A 15,523-nucleotide genomic window follows, 5' to 3' on the forward strand; every position below is an offset into this window, starting at 1 on the left:
GCCGTCGCGTTGCAGTGGCATTGGGCAGCGTTGGCGGCCGTGGTTACGGCGTGGCGCGGGCGCCCTGATCGGTGGTGAAGCGGTAGACCATGCGATTCACGTACTGCTTGCCGGGCACCAGTCGCGCCGAGCCGAACGCCGGCTGGTTCGGTGTGTCCGGGAACAACTGGGGTTCGAGCACGAAGGCATCGCCCTGGCGATACACGCGGCCGCTCTTGCCGACCGTGGTGCCGTCCAGGAAGTTGCCGGAATAGAACTGCAGGCCGGGCTGCGCCGACGTCAGCGTCAGCACGCGGCCGGAACGCGGATCGTGCACGCGCGCGACTTCACGCGGCGCCTTGGCGATGGCGCGGCTCACGACCCAGTTGTGGTCGTAGCCGCGGCCACGCAGCAGTTGCGGTTCCGAACCGGTGCGCAGGTCGCGACCGATCGGCTTGGGCGTGCGGAAATCGAACACGGTGCCGGCCACGCTCGTGACCTCGCCGGTCGGGATCAGCGTTTCGTCGACCGGCGTGTACGCGTCGGCGTCGATGGTGAGTTCGTGGTCCATCGCCGTGCCCGAACCTTCGCCGGACAGGTTCCAGTACGCGTGGTTGCTGAGGTTGACGATCGTCGGCGCGTCGGTGGTCGCGCGATATTCGATGGCGAGCTTGCCGTCGCCTTCGAGCGCGTAGCTCGCGGTGACGGTGAGCTTGCCGGGGTAACCCTGGTCGCCGTCGGGGCTCACGTAGCGCAGCGTGGCGCGGTCGGGCCTGGCTTCGACGACGTCCCACACCACCTTGTCGAAACCGCGGGTACCGCCGTGCAGGGTGTTGGGGCCGTCGTTGGTCGGGATGGTGTACGACTTGCCGTCGAGCGTGAACGTGCCCTTCGCGATGCGGTTGGCGAAGCGGCCGACGACGGTGCCGAAGTACTGCGGCTTGGCGAGCGTCGCGTCGAGCGTGGCGTCAGCGAGGACGACGTCGGCGAACTTGCCGTCGCGATCGGGCACCTGCAGTGCGTGCAGCGCGGCGCCCAGCGTCCACAGTTGCGCCTGCATGCCGCTGCTATCGCGCAGGGTGATCGATTCGACCTTCGTGCCGTCCGGCAACGTGCCGACGACCGCGCGTTCCTGCGCGCCCACCGCGCCCGCGGTGGCAAGCGCCAGCGCGCCCAGAACCAACCCCGACATCCCCGTCCCAAGCCCCATCGCTCTCGACCCTCCCAAGGTGCGCCATGACCAGCGTGGAACAGACAAAAACATATAATCAGACAATATGCACGTTGCGCCGCAACACGCTTTGGACAGTCGATGCACAAAAGTGCGTTGGAGAAGCAGCAGGACGGGCAAAGGCATCAGAGTGCAATGCAATGGATGGCTGGGCCGTTCGCCCTCATCCGTCTGCCGGCACCTTCTCCCGCACGCGGGAGAAGGGCGCTGTTTCAGTACGCGTGATGGAGCCCCTCTCCCGCATGCAGGAGAGGGTGGGGGTGAGGGCAAACTCAACCGCTCGCGCGAGCCCGCGCATCGATTTCCACGAACCCGCGCGCGATCGCGTCAGCCGAGGCCACCGCGTGCGATGCGATGCCGAGTTCCTCCAGCGCCGCCGCATACAGCGCGCAGACCGCGGGCGAGCCCACCAGCGGGATGGCAACGTTCTCGCGGCGCGGAAACAGCGCCAAGGCATCGGCGATCTCCGACCCGATCAGCAGCCCGCGCAGGTACGCGCTGGCGTCGGCCTTCGGCAGCATTCCGCGGATCACCCGCGCACGCGCGCCGAAGAGGAGGGCGCCCAGGCCGAGCGTGCGCGACGCGCTCGTGCGGACGCCGTCGCGGAACGCGGCACCGTCGTTTCCCGGGCCTTCGACGATGGAGGCGAGCAGCCCCGCCGCGGTCAGGCGGTCGTAGATCTCGCCCGACATCGCCGTCATGAACTCGTGCACGCGACCGTCCACGATGCGCACCCACTTCGTGTGCGTGCCCGGTAGCGCGACCAGCGGCGCATCTCCGAGACGACCGCTCGCCTGCAGTCCGAGCAGTTCGGTTTCCTCGCCGCGCATGATGTCCGGCGCGCCGTCGCGTTCGCGCACGCACGCCAGGCCGGGGACGATGTGCAGGTCCAGCTCGCCGATGCGCGTGGGCACCAGTCGTCCGCTGAGGCGATCGAACCCGGCAGGGCAGTCGACGTAGCCGGCATCGGTCCACCCGACGTTCGAACCGATCATGCCGGCCGCATAGACGCGCGTGGCATCGGGCCAGCGGGCGCGTACGCGTCCGGCGATGTCGACCATGCCGTCGCGCTGCACCGTTGCGACACCGGCCGCCGCTTCAAGCGTATCGACCACCGCACCATCGGGCGCGATCAAATGCGCGCGGAAGTTCGAGCTGCCCCAGTTGATGCCAACGATGGAATCGGACGATGGATCGCTCATGTCACGTGACCGGATGCTTGCCGCGTTTGCGGCGTGAATGTGCGGCGATTGGCGGTCGCCTTGTGTATTGTCCGATTATATGTTTACGTCGTTGGCCTCGCGCAATGCCCGTGCACGCGTCGCATCGCGCTTCCGGTTCGGCAAGGAGAACACCGTATGTCCGTTCGCACGACGCTGCTATCCGCCACGCTGATGCTGTCCCTCGCCGGTCTCGCGAACGCGGCGGAATCGGGCACCTTCCGCAATCCGCTGCTGCCGTCGGGCCCGGATCCGTGGATCGTCCGCGACGGCGACACGTACTACTACATGGCCACGCGCGGGGACCGGCTCGCGATGCGGAAGACGGGCGACCTCACGCGCCTGGCCGACGCGCCTGAAATCACGGTGTGGCGTCCGCCGGCGAGCGGGCCGAACGCGCAGTCCATCTGGGCGCCGGAGCTGCATCGCATCGACGGCAAGTGGTACCTCTACTACACCGCCGCGGCGAGCGGCCACGACGACGACGCGCATCGCGGCATCTTCGTGCTGGAGAACGCCGGCGCGGATCCGACGAAGGGCGAGTGGATCGATCGCGGGCAGGTGAAGACCGCACACACCGGCATCGACGGCACGACGTTCGTGCACGCGGGCAAGCGTTATTTCGTGTACTCGCCCTACGTCGGGCCGGACAGCGTGCTGTCGATTTCCGCGATGGAGAATCCCTGGACGCTCGCGGGGAAGGAAACGATCATCGCGCGTCCCGACCAGTCGTGGGAGCGACAGGGCGGCCGGCAGATCCTCGAAGGCCCGGAATATCTCGAAGGCCCCAACGGCGATCTGTTCCTCACGTATTCCGGCAGCGCATGCTGGTCGGACGACTACGCGATCGGCCTGCTGCATGCGGCGCCGGGCAGCGATCCGCTGGACGCGGCGTCATGGACCAAGTCGCCGCGTCCGGTGCTGGCGAAGGACGCGGGCCAGGGCGTCTATGCGCCAGGGCACAACGGATTCTTCGAAGCGGCCGACGGCACGACGTGGATCGTCTACCACGCCAACTCCGGGCCGGACATGAAGTGCACCGCGAAGCGCTCGCCGCGCATGCAGCCGGTGCAGTGGGATGCCGCCGGGCGCCCCGTGTTCGGCCGGCCGGCGGGCGAGAAGACGGAGTTGAAGGCACCGGCACGTCCGTGAATGCGGCCTGCGCCGGCTCGACGAAGTTCGCCAACGGTCGCGCATTCGCACGCCACGACACCGAGCCGACAGGCCCGCGGACGATTTGCCGCACTGCGCCATGCATCCCGGCGGCGCCGTCACTAGAGTGGACGCGCACAGGGGGGAATACATGAGCGGTTTCATCCATCAGGCGGCCACGTGCGCCGCCGGCATCGGCTGTGGCCTGAGTGCCGCCACGATCATCACGTTCGCCTTCGGCGCCGTGAGTGGCGGCGAAAGCGCGGCCTTGCTGAAGCGCTGGCTGGGCTGACGCCCGGCGACGCAACGAGGAAGGACGCTCCGCACCGACGCGTGCGGCTTGCCAGGAAGGCCTGATCCCGCGGCTCCACCCGCGGACGCTGGCCTGCGCGTGCCGCGCGGCCGTCACCGCCATCGCAACGCCGCCCGGGGCTTCGATGTACGCTCCGCAGCGTGGCGGGCCTGTCCCGCCAATGCCATCACCACGACGCGTTGCGACCCGCATGGGTACGCACGCGCACGACATCACGTTCGATCCCGCCACGCGTTCCGGCACGCCGCATCACGGGAGATGGTCATGTGGGAGTTGATGAGAGCGGTGGGCACCGGCTTGGCGATGCTGTTGCCGCTCACCAATCCGGTATCTACGGTCGCGGTGATGCTCGGCCTGTCGCGCGGCATGTCCGACCAGCAGCGCAAGCGGCAGGCGCTGCTGTGTTCGTGCTACGTCTTCGCGATCATGACCATCGCGTTCTACGCGGGGCAGGCGGTGATGGGGGTGTTCGGCATCACCATCTCGGGGTTGCGCATCGCCGGCGGCCTGATCGTCGGCTTCATCGGCTTCCGCATGCTGTTCCCCGACGAGCGCGACGCGCCCGAAGTCGAGCACCGCAGCGAAGAGCTGCAACTGCGCCAGAAGCAGGACATCGCCTTCATTCCGCTGGCGATGCCGACGACCGCCGGGCCCGGCACCATCGCGCTGCTCATCGGCACTGCCGCGACGATGGCCGATGAGCGCCCGTTCTCGCCGTGGGTGATGCAGGTGGCGCCGGTGGTGGTGTTCGTGCTGGTCAGCGTGATCCTGCTGCTGTGCCTGCGCAGCGCCAGCGCGATCATCCGCCTGCTCGGCCAGAGCGGCGTCGATGCGCTGTCGCGGTTGATGGGCTTCCTGCTGGCGTGCATGGGCGTGCAGTTCGTGATCAACGGCGTGCTGGACATCATCCAGGACTACCCGTTCGTGAACTGAAGGCTGCGGAGCACGGCCGATCGACCATCGCTTCAGGTGGCCGACAGCCAGACGGCGCCGCATTCACGCCACACCGAAAAGCGTGCAAGCAGCATGCAGGCGTATCCGTTGCCTCGGGCGTTCGATGAAACCGATCCTGCATGCCGCACTGCTGCTCGCACTGTCCACTCCGATTTCCGCCTTCGCGCAGGACGCGCCGGCGCCCGACGCCTTGCCGCTGAATCGCGCGAACGAAGCCGAATTCACCGGTGACCTGAAAGGTGACGCCAACGCCGCGGCGCGACTGCGCGCGCAGGTGCTGCTCGATCGCGCGTACTTCGGTACGGGCGAGATCGACGCACGCTGGGGCAGCAACACCGAGCGTGCGATCGCCGCGTTCCAGCGCAGCCGCAACCTTGAGGCGACCGGCACGATGGACGAAGCGACCTGGCGCGCGCTCCGCGCCGATGCATCGCCCGCGCTGGTCGAATACCGCCTGACCGCGCAGGACGTCGCGGGTCCGTACGCCACGATCCCCGACGACATGATGGCGAAGGCGGCGTTGCCGCAGCTGGGATTCACCTCCGTCGCCGAAAGCCTGGGCGAACGTTTCCACGCCAGTCCCGCGCTGCTGGCCGCGCTCAACCCCGGTGCGGACCTCACGCGCGAAGGCACGACGCTGTGGGTGCCGAACGTGCAGTCCGCCGCGCCGGCGAAGGCGGCGTCGGTGGTGGTCGACAAGTCCGATGCCTCGGTGATGCTGCGCGACGACCAGCAGCGCGTGTACGCGCGGTTCCCTGCGTCGACCGGTAGCGAACACGATCCGTTGCCGATCGGTCGCTGGACGATCAAGGGCGTCGCGCGCGATCCGCACTTCCAGTACAACCCGAAGCTGTTCTGGGACGCCGATCCCGGCCATGCGAAGGCGAAGATCGCCCCTGGTCCGAACAATCCGGTCGGCGTGGTGTGGGTCGACCTGAGCAAGGACCACTACGGCATCCACGGCACGCCGGAGCCGCGGAAGATCGGCAAGACCGAATCGCACGGCTGCATCCGGCTGACGAACTGGGATGCGACGGCCGTGGCCGCGGCCGTCGGCCCGGGCACGCCGGCGCTGCTTCAGGAATGAATGCACCAACGCCACGGAGGCGGGCATGAGCAAGGCGGCGCTGCTGTTCCTCGCGATCGTGCTGGTGGGCGCGAACGTGGCGATCTATCACTTCGGGAGGGAGCGGGGCGCAGCGTCGTCCGTCGACGCCGCGGTGACCCCATCCGCAGCTGTCATCACGAAAGCGGCGTCGCCAGCGCCCGCGCCGGTGCGCCAGCCCGCGGCCACCGCGCCCATCGCGCCGGCGACGCGTGACACGCGCGCAACGTCGCCGGTCGCGACGGCGCCCATCGCAGCAGGCGAGGGCGCGCTGACGATCCCCGTGCAGGGCGTGACCTCGGCGCAGCTGCGCGACACCTTCAGCGAAGCGCGTTCGGAAGGCCGCGTGCATGAAGCGCTGGACATCATGGCGCCAAGCGGCACGCCGGTGCTCGCAGTGGCAGACGGCACGGTCGAGAAGCTGTTCACCAGCGTGCCCGGCGGTCTGACGATCTACCAGTTCGAACCGACCGGCCGCTACGCTTACTACTACGCGCACCTGGATCGTTACGCGGACGGACTGCAGGAAAAGCAGGCGATCCGCCGCGGCGAGGTGATCGGTTACGTCGGCAGCACGGGCAATGCCGATCCGTCCGCGCCGCACCTGCATTTCGCGATCTTCGAGCTCGGGCCCGAGCGGCAGTGGTGGAAGGGAACGGCGATCAATCCGTATCCGGTCTTCACACGTCCGCAGTAGGCCTCAACGTTGTTATGGGTAGCAAAGATGCGGAACCGTCTCCGCCGTCCTTCTCGAAGGTGCGCGGACGCGAGGTATCGATTCCATCCGCGTGAGCGATTCCGGCAGCGACGACGCACCTTGCAGCACGAGTTCCTTGAACTGCGCCCAGTCGAACGCGGTGCCGGGATCGCTGCGTCGCGCGGGATCGAGCACCGCATGCGAGACGACGTGCTTGAGGTTGGGATACTTCGCCCAGCAGTAGCGGACGATCTGCGCCGTGGCTTCGAGCTGCCACTCGGAGAAGGGATCCTGCACCTGCGTGTTCACCACTTCGATGCCGAGCGACCAGTGGTTCACGCGCTTGGCGCCGCCGTTCACGGACGGATGGCTGCACGTGTTGCGCACGTGCCATGCCGCGCGCGCCTCGGGGATGCACGCCCACACGAACTCGCCGTGCGCGTCTTCGTTCTCGTCCGGCACCAGCCAGTGGAACGACGCCGTGCCCGCGCGGATCACCGACGCGGCGCCGTCGGAACTGGCGCCGGCCGTCGCGTGGATCACCACGGCGCGGATGCCGAAGATGGGATCGACCGTCCGGCGCGCAGACGCCGATTCCCAGAACGCCCGGATGCCCGGATACCAGAACTCCGCCAGTTCGACATCGTCGGGCCGCCCGGCGACGGGCAGGTTGAACTTGTACTGGGAAGGACTGGCCATGACGCTTCCTCCTTGAATGCGCTTTCGCACGCGCTCACGAAAACCAACGAGGCCGATCGCACGCGGCGGCCAGCGCCGTACCGACCAGCGGTTGGCCGACGCATCGCGATCCGCGCGTTGGCCGTAATGGGTGCGCACGCGCGCATGAACCCAGGGAAGGCCGCCTCGTGGCGAACATCGCGATATTCCTGGACGGAACCTGGAACGACCCGAAGGATCGGACCAGCGTTTTCGAACTGAAGGAATGCCTGGACGTCGCCTCGAACGTCCCGGATCGCCAGCAGTGCTACTACTCCGCCGGCGTCGGCGTGAAGCGCTTCGAGAAGTTCCGCGGCGGCGCCTTCGGCATGGGATTGTCGGAGAACGTACTGCAGGCGTATCGCTGGCTCGTGAAGACCTATCGCGATGGCGACCGCATCTTCCTGTTCGGTTTCAGCCGCGGCGCCTACACCGCGCGCAGCCTGGCGGGCCTGATCGCACGATGCGGGCTGCTGCACGCGCAATACGGGGATCGTGCCGATGCGATCTACGAGCGCTACCGGCTGGACAAGAAGGCCGAACGCATCGACGAACTGGAGTACATCCGCCGCCACGACAAGCGGCCGCTGACCGCCGACGAGGAACGCCTGCTGCGCGAAAGCCGGCGTGTCGAAATCGAGATGATCGGCGTGTGGGACACGGTCGGATCGCTCGGCATTCCGTGGAGCGCGGCGCCGATCTTCGGGCCCAAGGACTACTACTTCCTCAACACGCGCCCGAGCGTGCTGTATCGCCACTGCTTCCACGCGCTGGCCATCGACGAGCATCGCGGCCCCTACCAGCCGACGTTGTGGACGCGCTTCGTACCCGCCGGCGAACGTGCGGATGCGAAGCCCGCTCCGCCGCTCGATCGTTTCGAGCAGCGATGGTTCATCGGCGCGCATTCGAACATCGGTGGCGGTTACGGCGGCCAGGATGCGCTGCGCAATCCGCCGCTGATCTGGATGCAGGAGAAGGCGCAGGCGCTGGGCCTGCGGTTCACGCGCACGTTCGAGCCAAGCGGCAACGAAGCCACGACGCAGCCGGCGAAGTCGTACGAACAATTCATGCACGGCCTGTATCGCGTCGCGACACTCGGCCGCCGCACCTGGCGGACGATCGGCGGCGACGCAACGCCCGTGAAGGGCGGCGTGTCCATCCCGATCAACGAGACGATCGACGGCTCGGTCTTCGACTGGTGCCGCGCGAACAACCAGGTGCCGAAGAACCTGGCCGACTGGGCGCAACGGAAGTCGCGGAACGCCGGGACGCTCGCCGGACTCCAGAACGCCTGACAGGAGGAATGCCCGCATGGCGACCGAACGCATCGAGAAGGCCGCGCTACGTCGATTGAACCAGCCCGACACCGTCGCGCAGGTCACCAACTCGATCACCGCCGTGCGCAACGGCGTTCCGCTGGCGGCCGAATGGGACCAGCAGCGGCTGGAAGATCGCCTGGCCGCGAAAGCGCAGTTGACGAAGACGGAATCGCGCACGATCGCGCGCACCGTGGCGCGTGGACGCGAGGCCATCGAGCGCACGACCGCGCGCGCGAGGGGCGCACGGGAGGCGATGGCGCCCGTCGCGTTACCGCGTCCGGCCGAAGTGCCCGAGAAGATCTGGGGCAGCACGTTCGATTTCATCCAGGTGGGTTTCCTCGACCTCGGCGTGCTGACCGCGCGTGCGGTGGCGCGCGTGGCCTACCTGGACGGCCGCCCGCAGGGGTCGGGTTTCATGGTGTCCAACCGGTTGTTCCTGACCAACAACCACGTCATTCCCACGCCCGAGTCGGCGGACGCGCTGTGCATCGAGTTCGATTACCAGACTGATGCGCGCGGCAACCGCATGCCGGTGAGCCGTTTCCAGTTGGATCCCAACGCGTTCTTCCTCACCGACGAACGCGACGACCTGGACTACACGCTGATCGCCGTCGGCGAGCGGCTGGAAGGCGCGTTCACGCTGGAGGCGTTCGGCTACTGCGCGTTGTCGTCCTCGCGCGACAAGCACGCGCTGGGCGAATTCGTGAACATCGTGCAGCACCCCGACGGACGCCTGAAGGAGCTGGTGCTGCGCGAGAACCGGCTGGTGGCGCGCGAATCGCACGTGCTGCATTACATCGCCGATACCGAACCCGGTTCGTCCGGCTCGCCGGTGTTCAACGACCAGTGGCAGGTGGTCGCGCTGCATCACTGGGGCGGTCCGTGGCGGCAGACGGTGGGTGCCGACGGCCAGCCGCTGCAGACCGACGTCAACGAAGGCATCCGCATCAGCGTGATCCTCGAAGACCTCCGGCAGAAGGGCGCGGCGCTGCCGCACATCGAACGCGACCTGCTGGAGAACGCGCTGTCGCTGGCGGAGATCAAGCCGGTTCCCGCGCCCGTCGCGAGCGCGCCGGCGACATCCGAAACGGATCATCGCGAGCCCCAGATCGATGCCGACGGGCGCGCGACGTGGCGCATTCCGCTGGAACTGTCCGTGCAGTTGCCGAACATGGCGCGCGCGTCGACGCCACCTCCGCCGCCACCGAAGCCGGAGCTTCCGCCGGCGCTCGGCCCGGAAGCATCGGGGCGTCCGGACGAGGATTACGGCCGTCGTTCCGGCTACAAGCCCAAGTTCATCCGCGGCCACGAAATTCCGTTGCCGGCGCTGTCGGACGCGATGCGCGCCCTCGCGGCGCCGAACCTGCAGGCGGAGCCCGGCGACGACGACTTCGAGCTGCGCTACCACCATTTCAGCGTCGTCATGAACGGGCACCGACGGCTGGCGTTCTACACCGCGTGCAACATCGACGGACGCAACGCGAAGAAGATCAACCGCAAGACCGGCGACATCCGGCCGATGACAGCGGCCGATGTCGGCAACGAATCGATGGAAGGCGCGGAAGGTTCGGAGACCTGGTACAAGGACGCGCGCATCGCGCTCGACCAGCAGACCAACCAGGCGCTGTACGACGCGCAGCAGGTGGCGGGATTCGGCACGCGCGACGCCGGGCGCCTTGGGCGCATCCTGCAACGCGGGCATCTGGTGCGGCGCATGGACCCGTCGTGGGGCGACGACGCGCTCGCGCTGAAAGCCGACGCCGACACATTCCACTTCACCAACTGCGTGCCGCAACTGGGCTTCTTCAACCAGGGCAACGCGAAGGGCCTGGACCTGCCGAACTCCGGCAACGGCCGCTTGTGGCGCGCGCTCGAGGACCACGTGCTCGGCAACGCCGTCGCCGAAGACCAGCGCGTGAACTGCTTCACCGGCCCGGTGCTGGACGAGGACGATCCGGATTACCGCACGGTGCAGGTGCCGATGCGGTTCTGGAAGGTCGTGGTGTGGGCGGAGAAGGGCACGCTGCGTTCGCTGGCGATGCAGGCCGACCAGACGCCCGTGCTGGAGGCGATCCATGCGCTGCCCGAAGGCGCGACGGACCGCGAAGCCATGGACGAGCTGGACGCCGTGCAGGATTTCCTGAGCACCGTGGAAGAGATCGAGGCCCTCACGGGTCTGGACTTCGGCCAGGATGTGCGCGATGCGGACATCCGGGCCGGCTCACGCGACGAGAAGGTCGCCTCGCGCATCGACATTCCGCTGAATCCGGCGGCGGCGAAGAAGCGCGTTGGGCGTGCGAAAACGGCGTCGAAGAAGGCGCCCCGCCAGGCGACCCGCAAGCCGTCGCGGAAGGCCGCGTCCAAACCCGCGACGAGGGCGGATTCCAAAACGTCGCGTACGAAGAAGACTGCAACGAGCCGGGCCGTCCCGAAAACCGACCGTTCAAGGAGGTCGGCAACGAAGACGGCCCGGAAGCGTTGATGCCTGCGAGGCACTCAGGTCGTGACTCAGGTCGTGCTGTCCTCCTGGCCGCGATCGCCACTCAATGAAAGATCCGCCTGCAGCGACAGCCGCAACCAGTCGGTGACGCGCGCCACGTGCTCGTTCTCGCGGGTCAGAGCATCGGTGAACTGCGTGACCAGTTCATCGCGCTCAGGGCGGCATCAACATCTTCTGTTCGCATGATCCGGTTGAGTTCGAGCGTCTCGCACGGCGTCCGCTTCAGGCGCCCGCATCGTAGGGGCGCGTCGGCGGTAGCGGTTGCTTAGGCCGCTGCGTCCTGCTTGAACATCGCGGCGACCAGCTCCGACATGCGATACGGCTTGCGCATCAGCATCACGCCCTCGGGCGGATCCACCACGCCCGGTTCGTGTCCCGTCGTCAGAACCGCGCAGAGTCCCGGTCGCAGCTCGCGGATCGCTGCCAGCAACTCGACGCCATCGACGCGTCCTTTCAGGTCGATATCGATGATCGCACCATCGAACTCCTGCGCCGCGACCAGCTTCAGCGCCTGCGTCGCGTTCATCGCACCGCACGCCTGCAATCCCTGCGCTTCCAGCGCCTGCGCGGTGGCCCGCGTCAGATACACGTTGTCGTCAACCACTAGCACCGATCGCTTCATCGTCTTCTCCATTCGTGAACGCAGTGTCCACGGCGTGGGCGTGCGATGACGTGAAATCGCCGGCAACGTGACGCCGGCAGGAACGTCCGGGCCCGCCATTCATGCGGTGCGATGGGTCGCGTGATTCCCCGCAGAAGCTTCACGTACCGAACCGCCGGGCAGGGGCAGACTCGTATTTCCACCGCATGGAGATCCCGCGATGACCGAGAGCCCGTCCGCTGCCGAACAGACCGTTCAGCAGATGCTCTGGGCGTTCGCAAGCCGGTCGAACGATTACGCGGTGATGCTGATGGACAACGAAGGCGTGATCACCTGGGCCAATGCGGGTGCGGAGACGATCCTTGGAGAGGCGCGGGGCGACCTCGTCAATTCACCGGTGGCGCGCTTCTTCACCCGCCCCGACGTACGCAAGGGAATTCCGGAACACGAACTGGAGGAAGCCCGCCTGCGTGGAACCTCGGGGAACGATCGGTGGATGCTTCGCAGCGACCGTTCGAAATTCTGGGCTTCCGGGTTGACCATCAGCCTCGGAAACGAAGTCGGTGCCTACACCTTCCTCAAGATCTTCCGCGACCAGACCGACGTCAGGATGCAGCTCGAGTCCGCGTTGAAGCAGTGCACCGCCACCACGCAGATCAACGAGGGGCTCACGGCGTCGATCGCGCTGCTGGCGCACGAACTGCGCAATCCACTGTCGGGAATCGGCCTGTCCGCAGCGGTGCTCGCCAGCCGCGTGAACGATCCGGTGGGCGCTCCGCAGGTCGACACGATCGTGCGCAATGTCGACATGGCGGCGCGTCTCATCGACGATCTCATGCAGCACAGCAAGGTGACGTCAAAGAGCTTCGCGCTCGATCGCAGCGACTGCAGCCTGCGCGACCTGCTTCAGCGATCGGCGCAGATCGCGCTGCGGCAGATGGACCAGGAGGGTCGCGACGTACCCGTGCTGGTGCCGTCGGGCGACATCGACATGCACGTGGACTGCATGCGCATGCAGCAGGTCTTCGTGAACCTGATCGCCAACGCGCTGCGTTACACGCCCTTGCCCGGGCGGATATGGGTGACCGGCACCCTCATCGGATCGGACGTGACGGTGCGCGTGTCGGACGAAGGCGTGGGCATCGACACCGCGCAACTCGAACAGATCTTCGACCTGTTCACCGTGCCGCAGCTGCAGGGCTCCAAGCTCGGCCTGGGTCTGGGATTGGCGCTGGTGAAGAAGATCGTGGAAATGCATTCCGGCAGCGTGCAGGCCAAGAGCGAAGGCCTCGGCAAGGGCAGCATGTTCATCGTGCGCTTTCCCGCGCACGAGTGAGGCCGCGCGCCTGACGCCTCGCTTCGTCAACGCGCGTCACTCGTCGTCCGCCATGTTCCGAAGCACCTCGATGCGGTGCCTCACGCGCTCTTCCTCCAGGCGCCACGTAGCGACGGCGGGATCGTCCGCGTCATGGAGCTCAAGCATCATCAGCAGCACGCGATGCCGTTCGTGCAATGCCCTCAGCGCCGCCCACAGTGCGACGTCGGCTTGGCTGGCCTGGCAATCGTCGAGCGTCGTCAGCGAGAACGCGTGACCGGTGTGGCATCGGAAGCGGCACGGCCGGGAACCGTTGACCTGCCAAAGAACGCCACCGCATTCCGGACACGCAAGATCGGAGCGGGTGCCGATGTCGTCGATGCGTTCCATCGCATCCGACCTGTCCAGCGTGAGCGCATGCTCGGCCCGAATCGCGCGCGGCACGTCATCGTGTCCGGTGATCGGCACGCGCACCAGTTCCTGGAGAACCTCGGCCAGCATCGCGCCCGTGGTCACGCGATCAACATCGATGCATGCAAGCGCGCTGCGGGGCATTTCCGGCTCCTTCGCGTCGTCCGGCTCCTGCACGACGGTGAGGCCGCCCGCCGCCTTGATCGCCTGCAAACCTGCAGTTCCATCGTCGAGCCGGCCACTGAGGACGACGCCGATCGTGCGCGGGCCGTAGGCGATCGCCGCCGACCGGAAGAGGGGATCGATGGCCGGCCGCGCGAAGTTCTCCTTCGGCCCCATCGTCAGCACGATTTCTCCGTCGGACACGAGCATGTGGTGATCGGGCGGCGCGATCAGGAACGTGCCGTTGGTAATCTTCTGCCCCGATACCGGATGGAACGCCCGGTGCGGCCCGGCGCTGCCGAGCAGTTCCGGCAGCACGCTGAGGTGGCGTCCGATGTGCTGCACCACCAGCACCGGTGGAAATCCTTCGGGGAGTTCCGCGGCGAGTTGCAGCAGCACGCGCAGCGCCCCGGCCGAGGCGCCGATGACGATGAGGTCGCGGTGTATGGGCGCCGGTGCGTTCAACGCAGGAACTCGTGTGCGGGGTTCGAGTATCGCGTTGCGAACGTGAGGTTTCGATAACGGGCATTCGCGTGGCGGTGCATCGCTTCGCGCATGCGAGGAGTGCAACGGGCTCATCTGCCGCGCGCGTCGCAGCCCGCGGTTGGTTGCGCCGCCGGAGCGGGTTCGTCAGTTGGAAGCGGTCGCGGGATTGGGGGATTCAACCGGCACGCCGAAGTCTTCCAGGATCCGTGCGATCTCCGTCGCATGACGCTCCAGTGCGCGGTCGAGTTCACGACGAAGCTCGCGATCTTCCCGACGCACTCCGAACGAGATCTCGAATGTCATCGGCCACTGCGGGCTAGGGCCTCCGACGCATCACGGCTGCTCCGTCACGCCCGGAATGGGCGTTGCATCCGGAAACCGTTCGCGTAACGCGTCCACGCCGACCTGCGGATGTGCGAGCGGCACCAGATCCTGTCGCTGCCGGCGTATGTCCTTAGTCGAGACTCCGAGGTTCCGATCACGCGCTTCGATCAGCGCCGGCTGCACTTCGCCATCGCGATTGAACGACCACGCGAGCATCGCCGGACCCAATGGCAGGGCATCGGCCGGCTGCGTTCCCATGCGCGAGTGCCACGTGTGCCACGTCTTGCCGTAGCTGTTCATCTTCGACTTCATCAGCGCATGTTCTGCAGGCGCGGGAATGCCCGGCGCGATCAGCTGGCCGGTCAGGATCTCCGCGTTGTGCGGATGCCAGTACCTGCGTTCTTCCGCGGGAAGCTGCGCGAACACCTTCTCGGACACGATGTACTCGACACCGGTGAGGTTCGCCTGCGCGGTGTTGCCGTCGAACAGCGCGCACTGCGCGAAGTCCTCGTTGACCTGCCGGCAGAAGTGGTGCGCTTCCATCTGGTGGCTCGGCTCGTCCTTCATCGGATGGAAACCGACGAGGTGGATGTCGTGGCGCGCGAGCGGGCCGTTGTCCTGCAGCAGCGCGGCACCGGCTTCGAGGGCTTCCGTGCGCGGCTGCTTGTCTTTACCGGGCGGGGCGACCGCCGGTGCGGTCGCGCCTCCGCACGCCGTGACCAGCGCTGCGGCGATTACAACCAGGCCGACGCCGCCTTCCGTGCGGCATGCCTGGCATGCGCTGTTTCCATGCTTCCACCCTCGATCGTGATGACGCCGGTGAAACGAGCGGGCCGTCCCATGCGCCCCTGACACGAGGAATCCAACGCAAGTTCGATGCCACGCGGAAGCGCGGAGGCAGCGAGCTCGTGTGGTTCGCCATCGAAACGCGGACCTGCAGAAACTTTCCGGACGCTGCATAAACTTCAATGCGCTCGGGCGGCGCGCAGCGCGAGCGTGCTCTGCCGTAGCGCAGCGGGACACGATCTTCCGAGCGT

General features: G+C 67.2%; 15 protein-coding genes. 8 read left to right on the plus strand and 7 right to left on the minus strand.

Annotated features, from left to right (window positions below; genetic code table 11):
- Positions 1-43: 43 nt before the first annotated feature.
- Positions 44-1,171 (minus strand): aldose epimerase family protein, encoded by a 1,128-nt coding sequence (locus DX912_RS09270; RefSeq protein ID WP_115842220.1) that lies wholly within the window; start codon positions 1,169-1,171, stop codon positions 44-46.
- Between the two features lie 311 nt (positions 1,172-1,482).
- Entirely contained in the window at positions 1,483-2,412 is a 930-nt protein-coding gene (locus DX912_RS09275) for a 2-dehydro-3-deoxygalactonokinase (RefSeq protein ID WP_115842221.1), read from the minus strand.
- A gap of 156 nt (positions 2,413-2,568) precedes the next feature.
- Between DX912_RS09275 and DX912_RS09280 the strand changes: the two genes are divergently transcribed.
- From DX912_RS09280 to DX912_RS09295, 5 genes are all read left to right on the plus strand, one after another.
- Complete coding sequence (locus DX912_RS09280; RefSeq protein ID WP_115842222.1) at positions 2,569-3,582, plus strand: glycoside hydrolase family 43 protein; 1,014 nt, start codon at positions 2,569-2,571, stop codon at positions 3,580-3,582.
- A gap of 151 nt (positions 3,583-3,733) precedes the next feature.
- A complete protein-coding gene (locus DX912_RS18380) occupies positions 3,734-3,874 on the plus strand; it encodes a hypothetical protein (RefSeq protein ID WP_181902774.1) in 141 nt (46 codons plus the stop codon).
- 285 nt (positions 3,875-4,159) lie between these two features.
- Positions 4,160-4,828, plus strand: coding sequence for a MarC family NAAT transporter (locus DX912_RS09285; RefSeq protein WP_115842354.1), 669 nt, complete (start codon positions 4,160-4,162; stop codon positions 4,826-4,828).
- A gap of 124 nt (positions 4,829-4,952) precedes the next feature.
- Complete coding sequence (locus DX912_RS09290; RefSeq protein WP_115842223.1) at positions 4,953-5,936, plus strand: L,D-transpeptidase family protein; 984 nt, start codon at positions 4,953-4,955, stop codon at positions 5,934-5,936.
- Positions 5,937-5,961: 25 nt separating this feature from the next.
- Positions 5,962-6,651 carry a M23 family metallopeptidase gene (locus DX912_RS09295; protein WP_115842224.1) on the plus strand — a complete coding sequence of 230 codons (690 nt, stop codon included), beginning with the start codon at positions 5,962-5,964 and terminating at the stop codon, positions 6,649-6,651.
- Between the two features lie 12 nt (positions 6,652-6,663).
- Here the strand turns inward: DX912_RS09295 and DX912_RS09300 are convergent, their stop codons facing one another.
- Positions 6,664-7,350: an N-acetylmuramoyl-L-alanine amidase gene (locus DX912_RS09300; RefSeq protein WP_115842225.1), complete on the minus strand. Its 687-nt coding sequence runs from the start codon at positions 7,348-7,350 to the stop codon at positions 6,664-6,666.
- A gap of 167 nt (positions 7,351-7,517) precedes the next feature.
- Between DX912_RS09300 and DX912_RS09305 the strand changes: the two genes are divergently transcribed.
- Together DX912_RS09305 and DX912_RS09310 are read left to right on the plus strand one after the other, a co-directional pair.
- Positions 7,518-8,663 (plus strand): DUF2235 domain-containing protein, encoded by a 1,146-nt coding sequence (locus DX912_RS09305; RefSeq protein ID WP_115842226.1) that lies wholly within the window; start codon positions 7,518-7,520, stop codon positions 8,661-8,663.
- A 16-nt stretch (positions 8,664-8,679) separates the two neighbouring features.
- Positions 8,680-11,169, plus strand: coding sequence for a DNA/RNA non-specific endonuclease (locus DX912_RS09310; RefSeq protein WP_115842227.1), 2,490 nt, complete (start codon positions 8,680-8,682; stop codon positions 11,167-11,169).
- A gap of 283 nt (positions 11,170-11,452) precedes the next feature.
- Here DX912_RS09310 and DX912_RS09315 read toward each other — a convergent pair whose 3' ends face one another.
- Entirely contained in the window at positions 11,453-11,809 is a 357-nt protein-coding gene (locus DX912_RS09315; RefSeq protein ID WP_181902775.1) for a response regulator, read from the minus strand.
- Between the two features lie 199 nt (positions 11,810-12,008).
- On the opposite strand from DX912_RS09315, the gene DX912_RS09320 reads away from it, so the two are divergent.
- A complete protein-coding gene (locus tag DX912_RS09320; RefSeq protein WP_115842229.1) occupies positions 12,009-13,124 on the plus strand; it encodes a PAS domain-containing sensor histidine kinase in 1,116 nt (371 codons plus the stop codon).
- Positions 13,125-13,160: 36 nt separating this feature from the next.
- Here the strand turns inward: DX912_RS09320 and DX912_RS09325 are convergent, their stop codons facing one another.
- The 3 genes from DX912_RS09325 to DX912_RS09330 form a co-directional block, all read right to left on the minus strand.
- Entirely contained in the window at positions 13,161-14,141 is a 981-nt protein-coding gene (locus tag DX912_RS09325) for a chemotaxis protein CheB (protein WP_181902776.1), read from the minus strand.
- A 165-nt stretch (positions 14,142-14,306) separates the two neighbouring features.
- Positions 14,307-14,465, minus strand: coding sequence for a hypothetical protein (locus DX912_RS18385; RefSeq protein ID WP_181902777.1), 159 nt, complete (start codon positions 14,463-14,465; stop codon positions 14,307-14,309).
- 30 nt (positions 14,466-14,495) lie between these two features.
- Entirely contained in the window at positions 14,496-15,230 is a 735-nt protein-coding gene (locus tag DX912_RS09330; RefSeq protein ID WP_233433556.1) for an OBAP family protein, read from the minus strand.
- Between the last annotated feature and the right edge of the window lie 293 nt (positions 15,231-15,523).

Origin of the sequence: Lysobacter soli, from assembly GCF_003382285.1 — a bacterium.
In the GTDB taxonomy this organism is placed as follows: domain Bacteria; phylum Pseudomonadota; class Gammaproteobacteria; order Xanthomonadales; family Xanthomonadaceae; genus Lysobacter_J; species Lysobacter_J soli.

Excerpts from the sequence above, each read along its gene's own strand:
- DX912_RS09270 (WP_115842220.1), bottom strand. The coding sequence starts at position 1,171 with ATGTCGGGGTTGGTTCTGGGCGCGCTGGCGCTTGCCACCGCGGGCGCG.
- DX912_RS09275 (WP_115842221.1), bottom strand. The coding sequence starts at position 2,412 with ATGAGCGATCCATCGTCCGATTCCATCGTTGGCATCAACTGGGGCAGC.
- DX912_RS09280 (WP_115842222.1), top strand. The coding sequence starts at position 2,569 with ATGTCCGTTCGCACGACGCTGCTATCCGCCACGCTGATGCTGTCCCTC.
- DX912_RS18380 (WP_181902774.1), top strand. The coding sequence starts at position 3,734 with ATGAGCGGTTTCATCCATCAGGCGGCCACGTGCGCCGCCGGCATCGGC.
- DX912_RS09285 (WP_115842354.1), top strand. The coding sequence starts at position 4,160 with ATGTGGGAGTTGATGAGAGCGGTGGGCACCGGCTTGGCGATGCTGTTG.
- DX912_RS09290 (WP_115842223.1), top strand. The coding sequence starts at position 4,953 with ATGAAACCGATCCTGCATGCCGCACTGCTGCTCGCACTGTCCACTCCG.
- DX912_RS09295 (WP_115842224.1), top strand. The coding sequence starts at position 5,962 with ATGAGCAAGGCGGCGCTGCTGTTCCTCGCGATCGTGCTGGTGGGCGCG.
- DX912_RS09300 (WP_115842225.1), bottom strand. The coding sequence starts at position 7,350 with ATGGCCAGTCCTTCCCAGTACAAGTTCAACCTGCCCGTCGCCGGGCGG.
- DX912_RS09310 (WP_115842227.1), top strand. The coding sequence starts at position 8,680 with ATGGCGACCGAACGCATCGAGAAGGCCGCGCTACGTCGATTGAACCAG.
- DX912_RS09315 (WP_181902775.1), bottom strand. The coding sequence starts at position 11,809 with ATGAAGCGATCGGTGCTAGTGGTTGACGACAACGTGTATCTGACGCGG.
- DX912_RS09320 (WP_115842229.1), top strand. The coding sequence starts at position 12,009 with ATGACCGAGAGCCCGTCCGCTGCCGAACAGACCGTTCAGCAGATGCTC.
- DX912_RS18385 (WP_181902777.1), bottom strand. The coding sequence starts at position 14,465 with ATGACATTCGAGATCTCGTTCGGAGTGCGTCGGGAAGATCGCGAGCTT.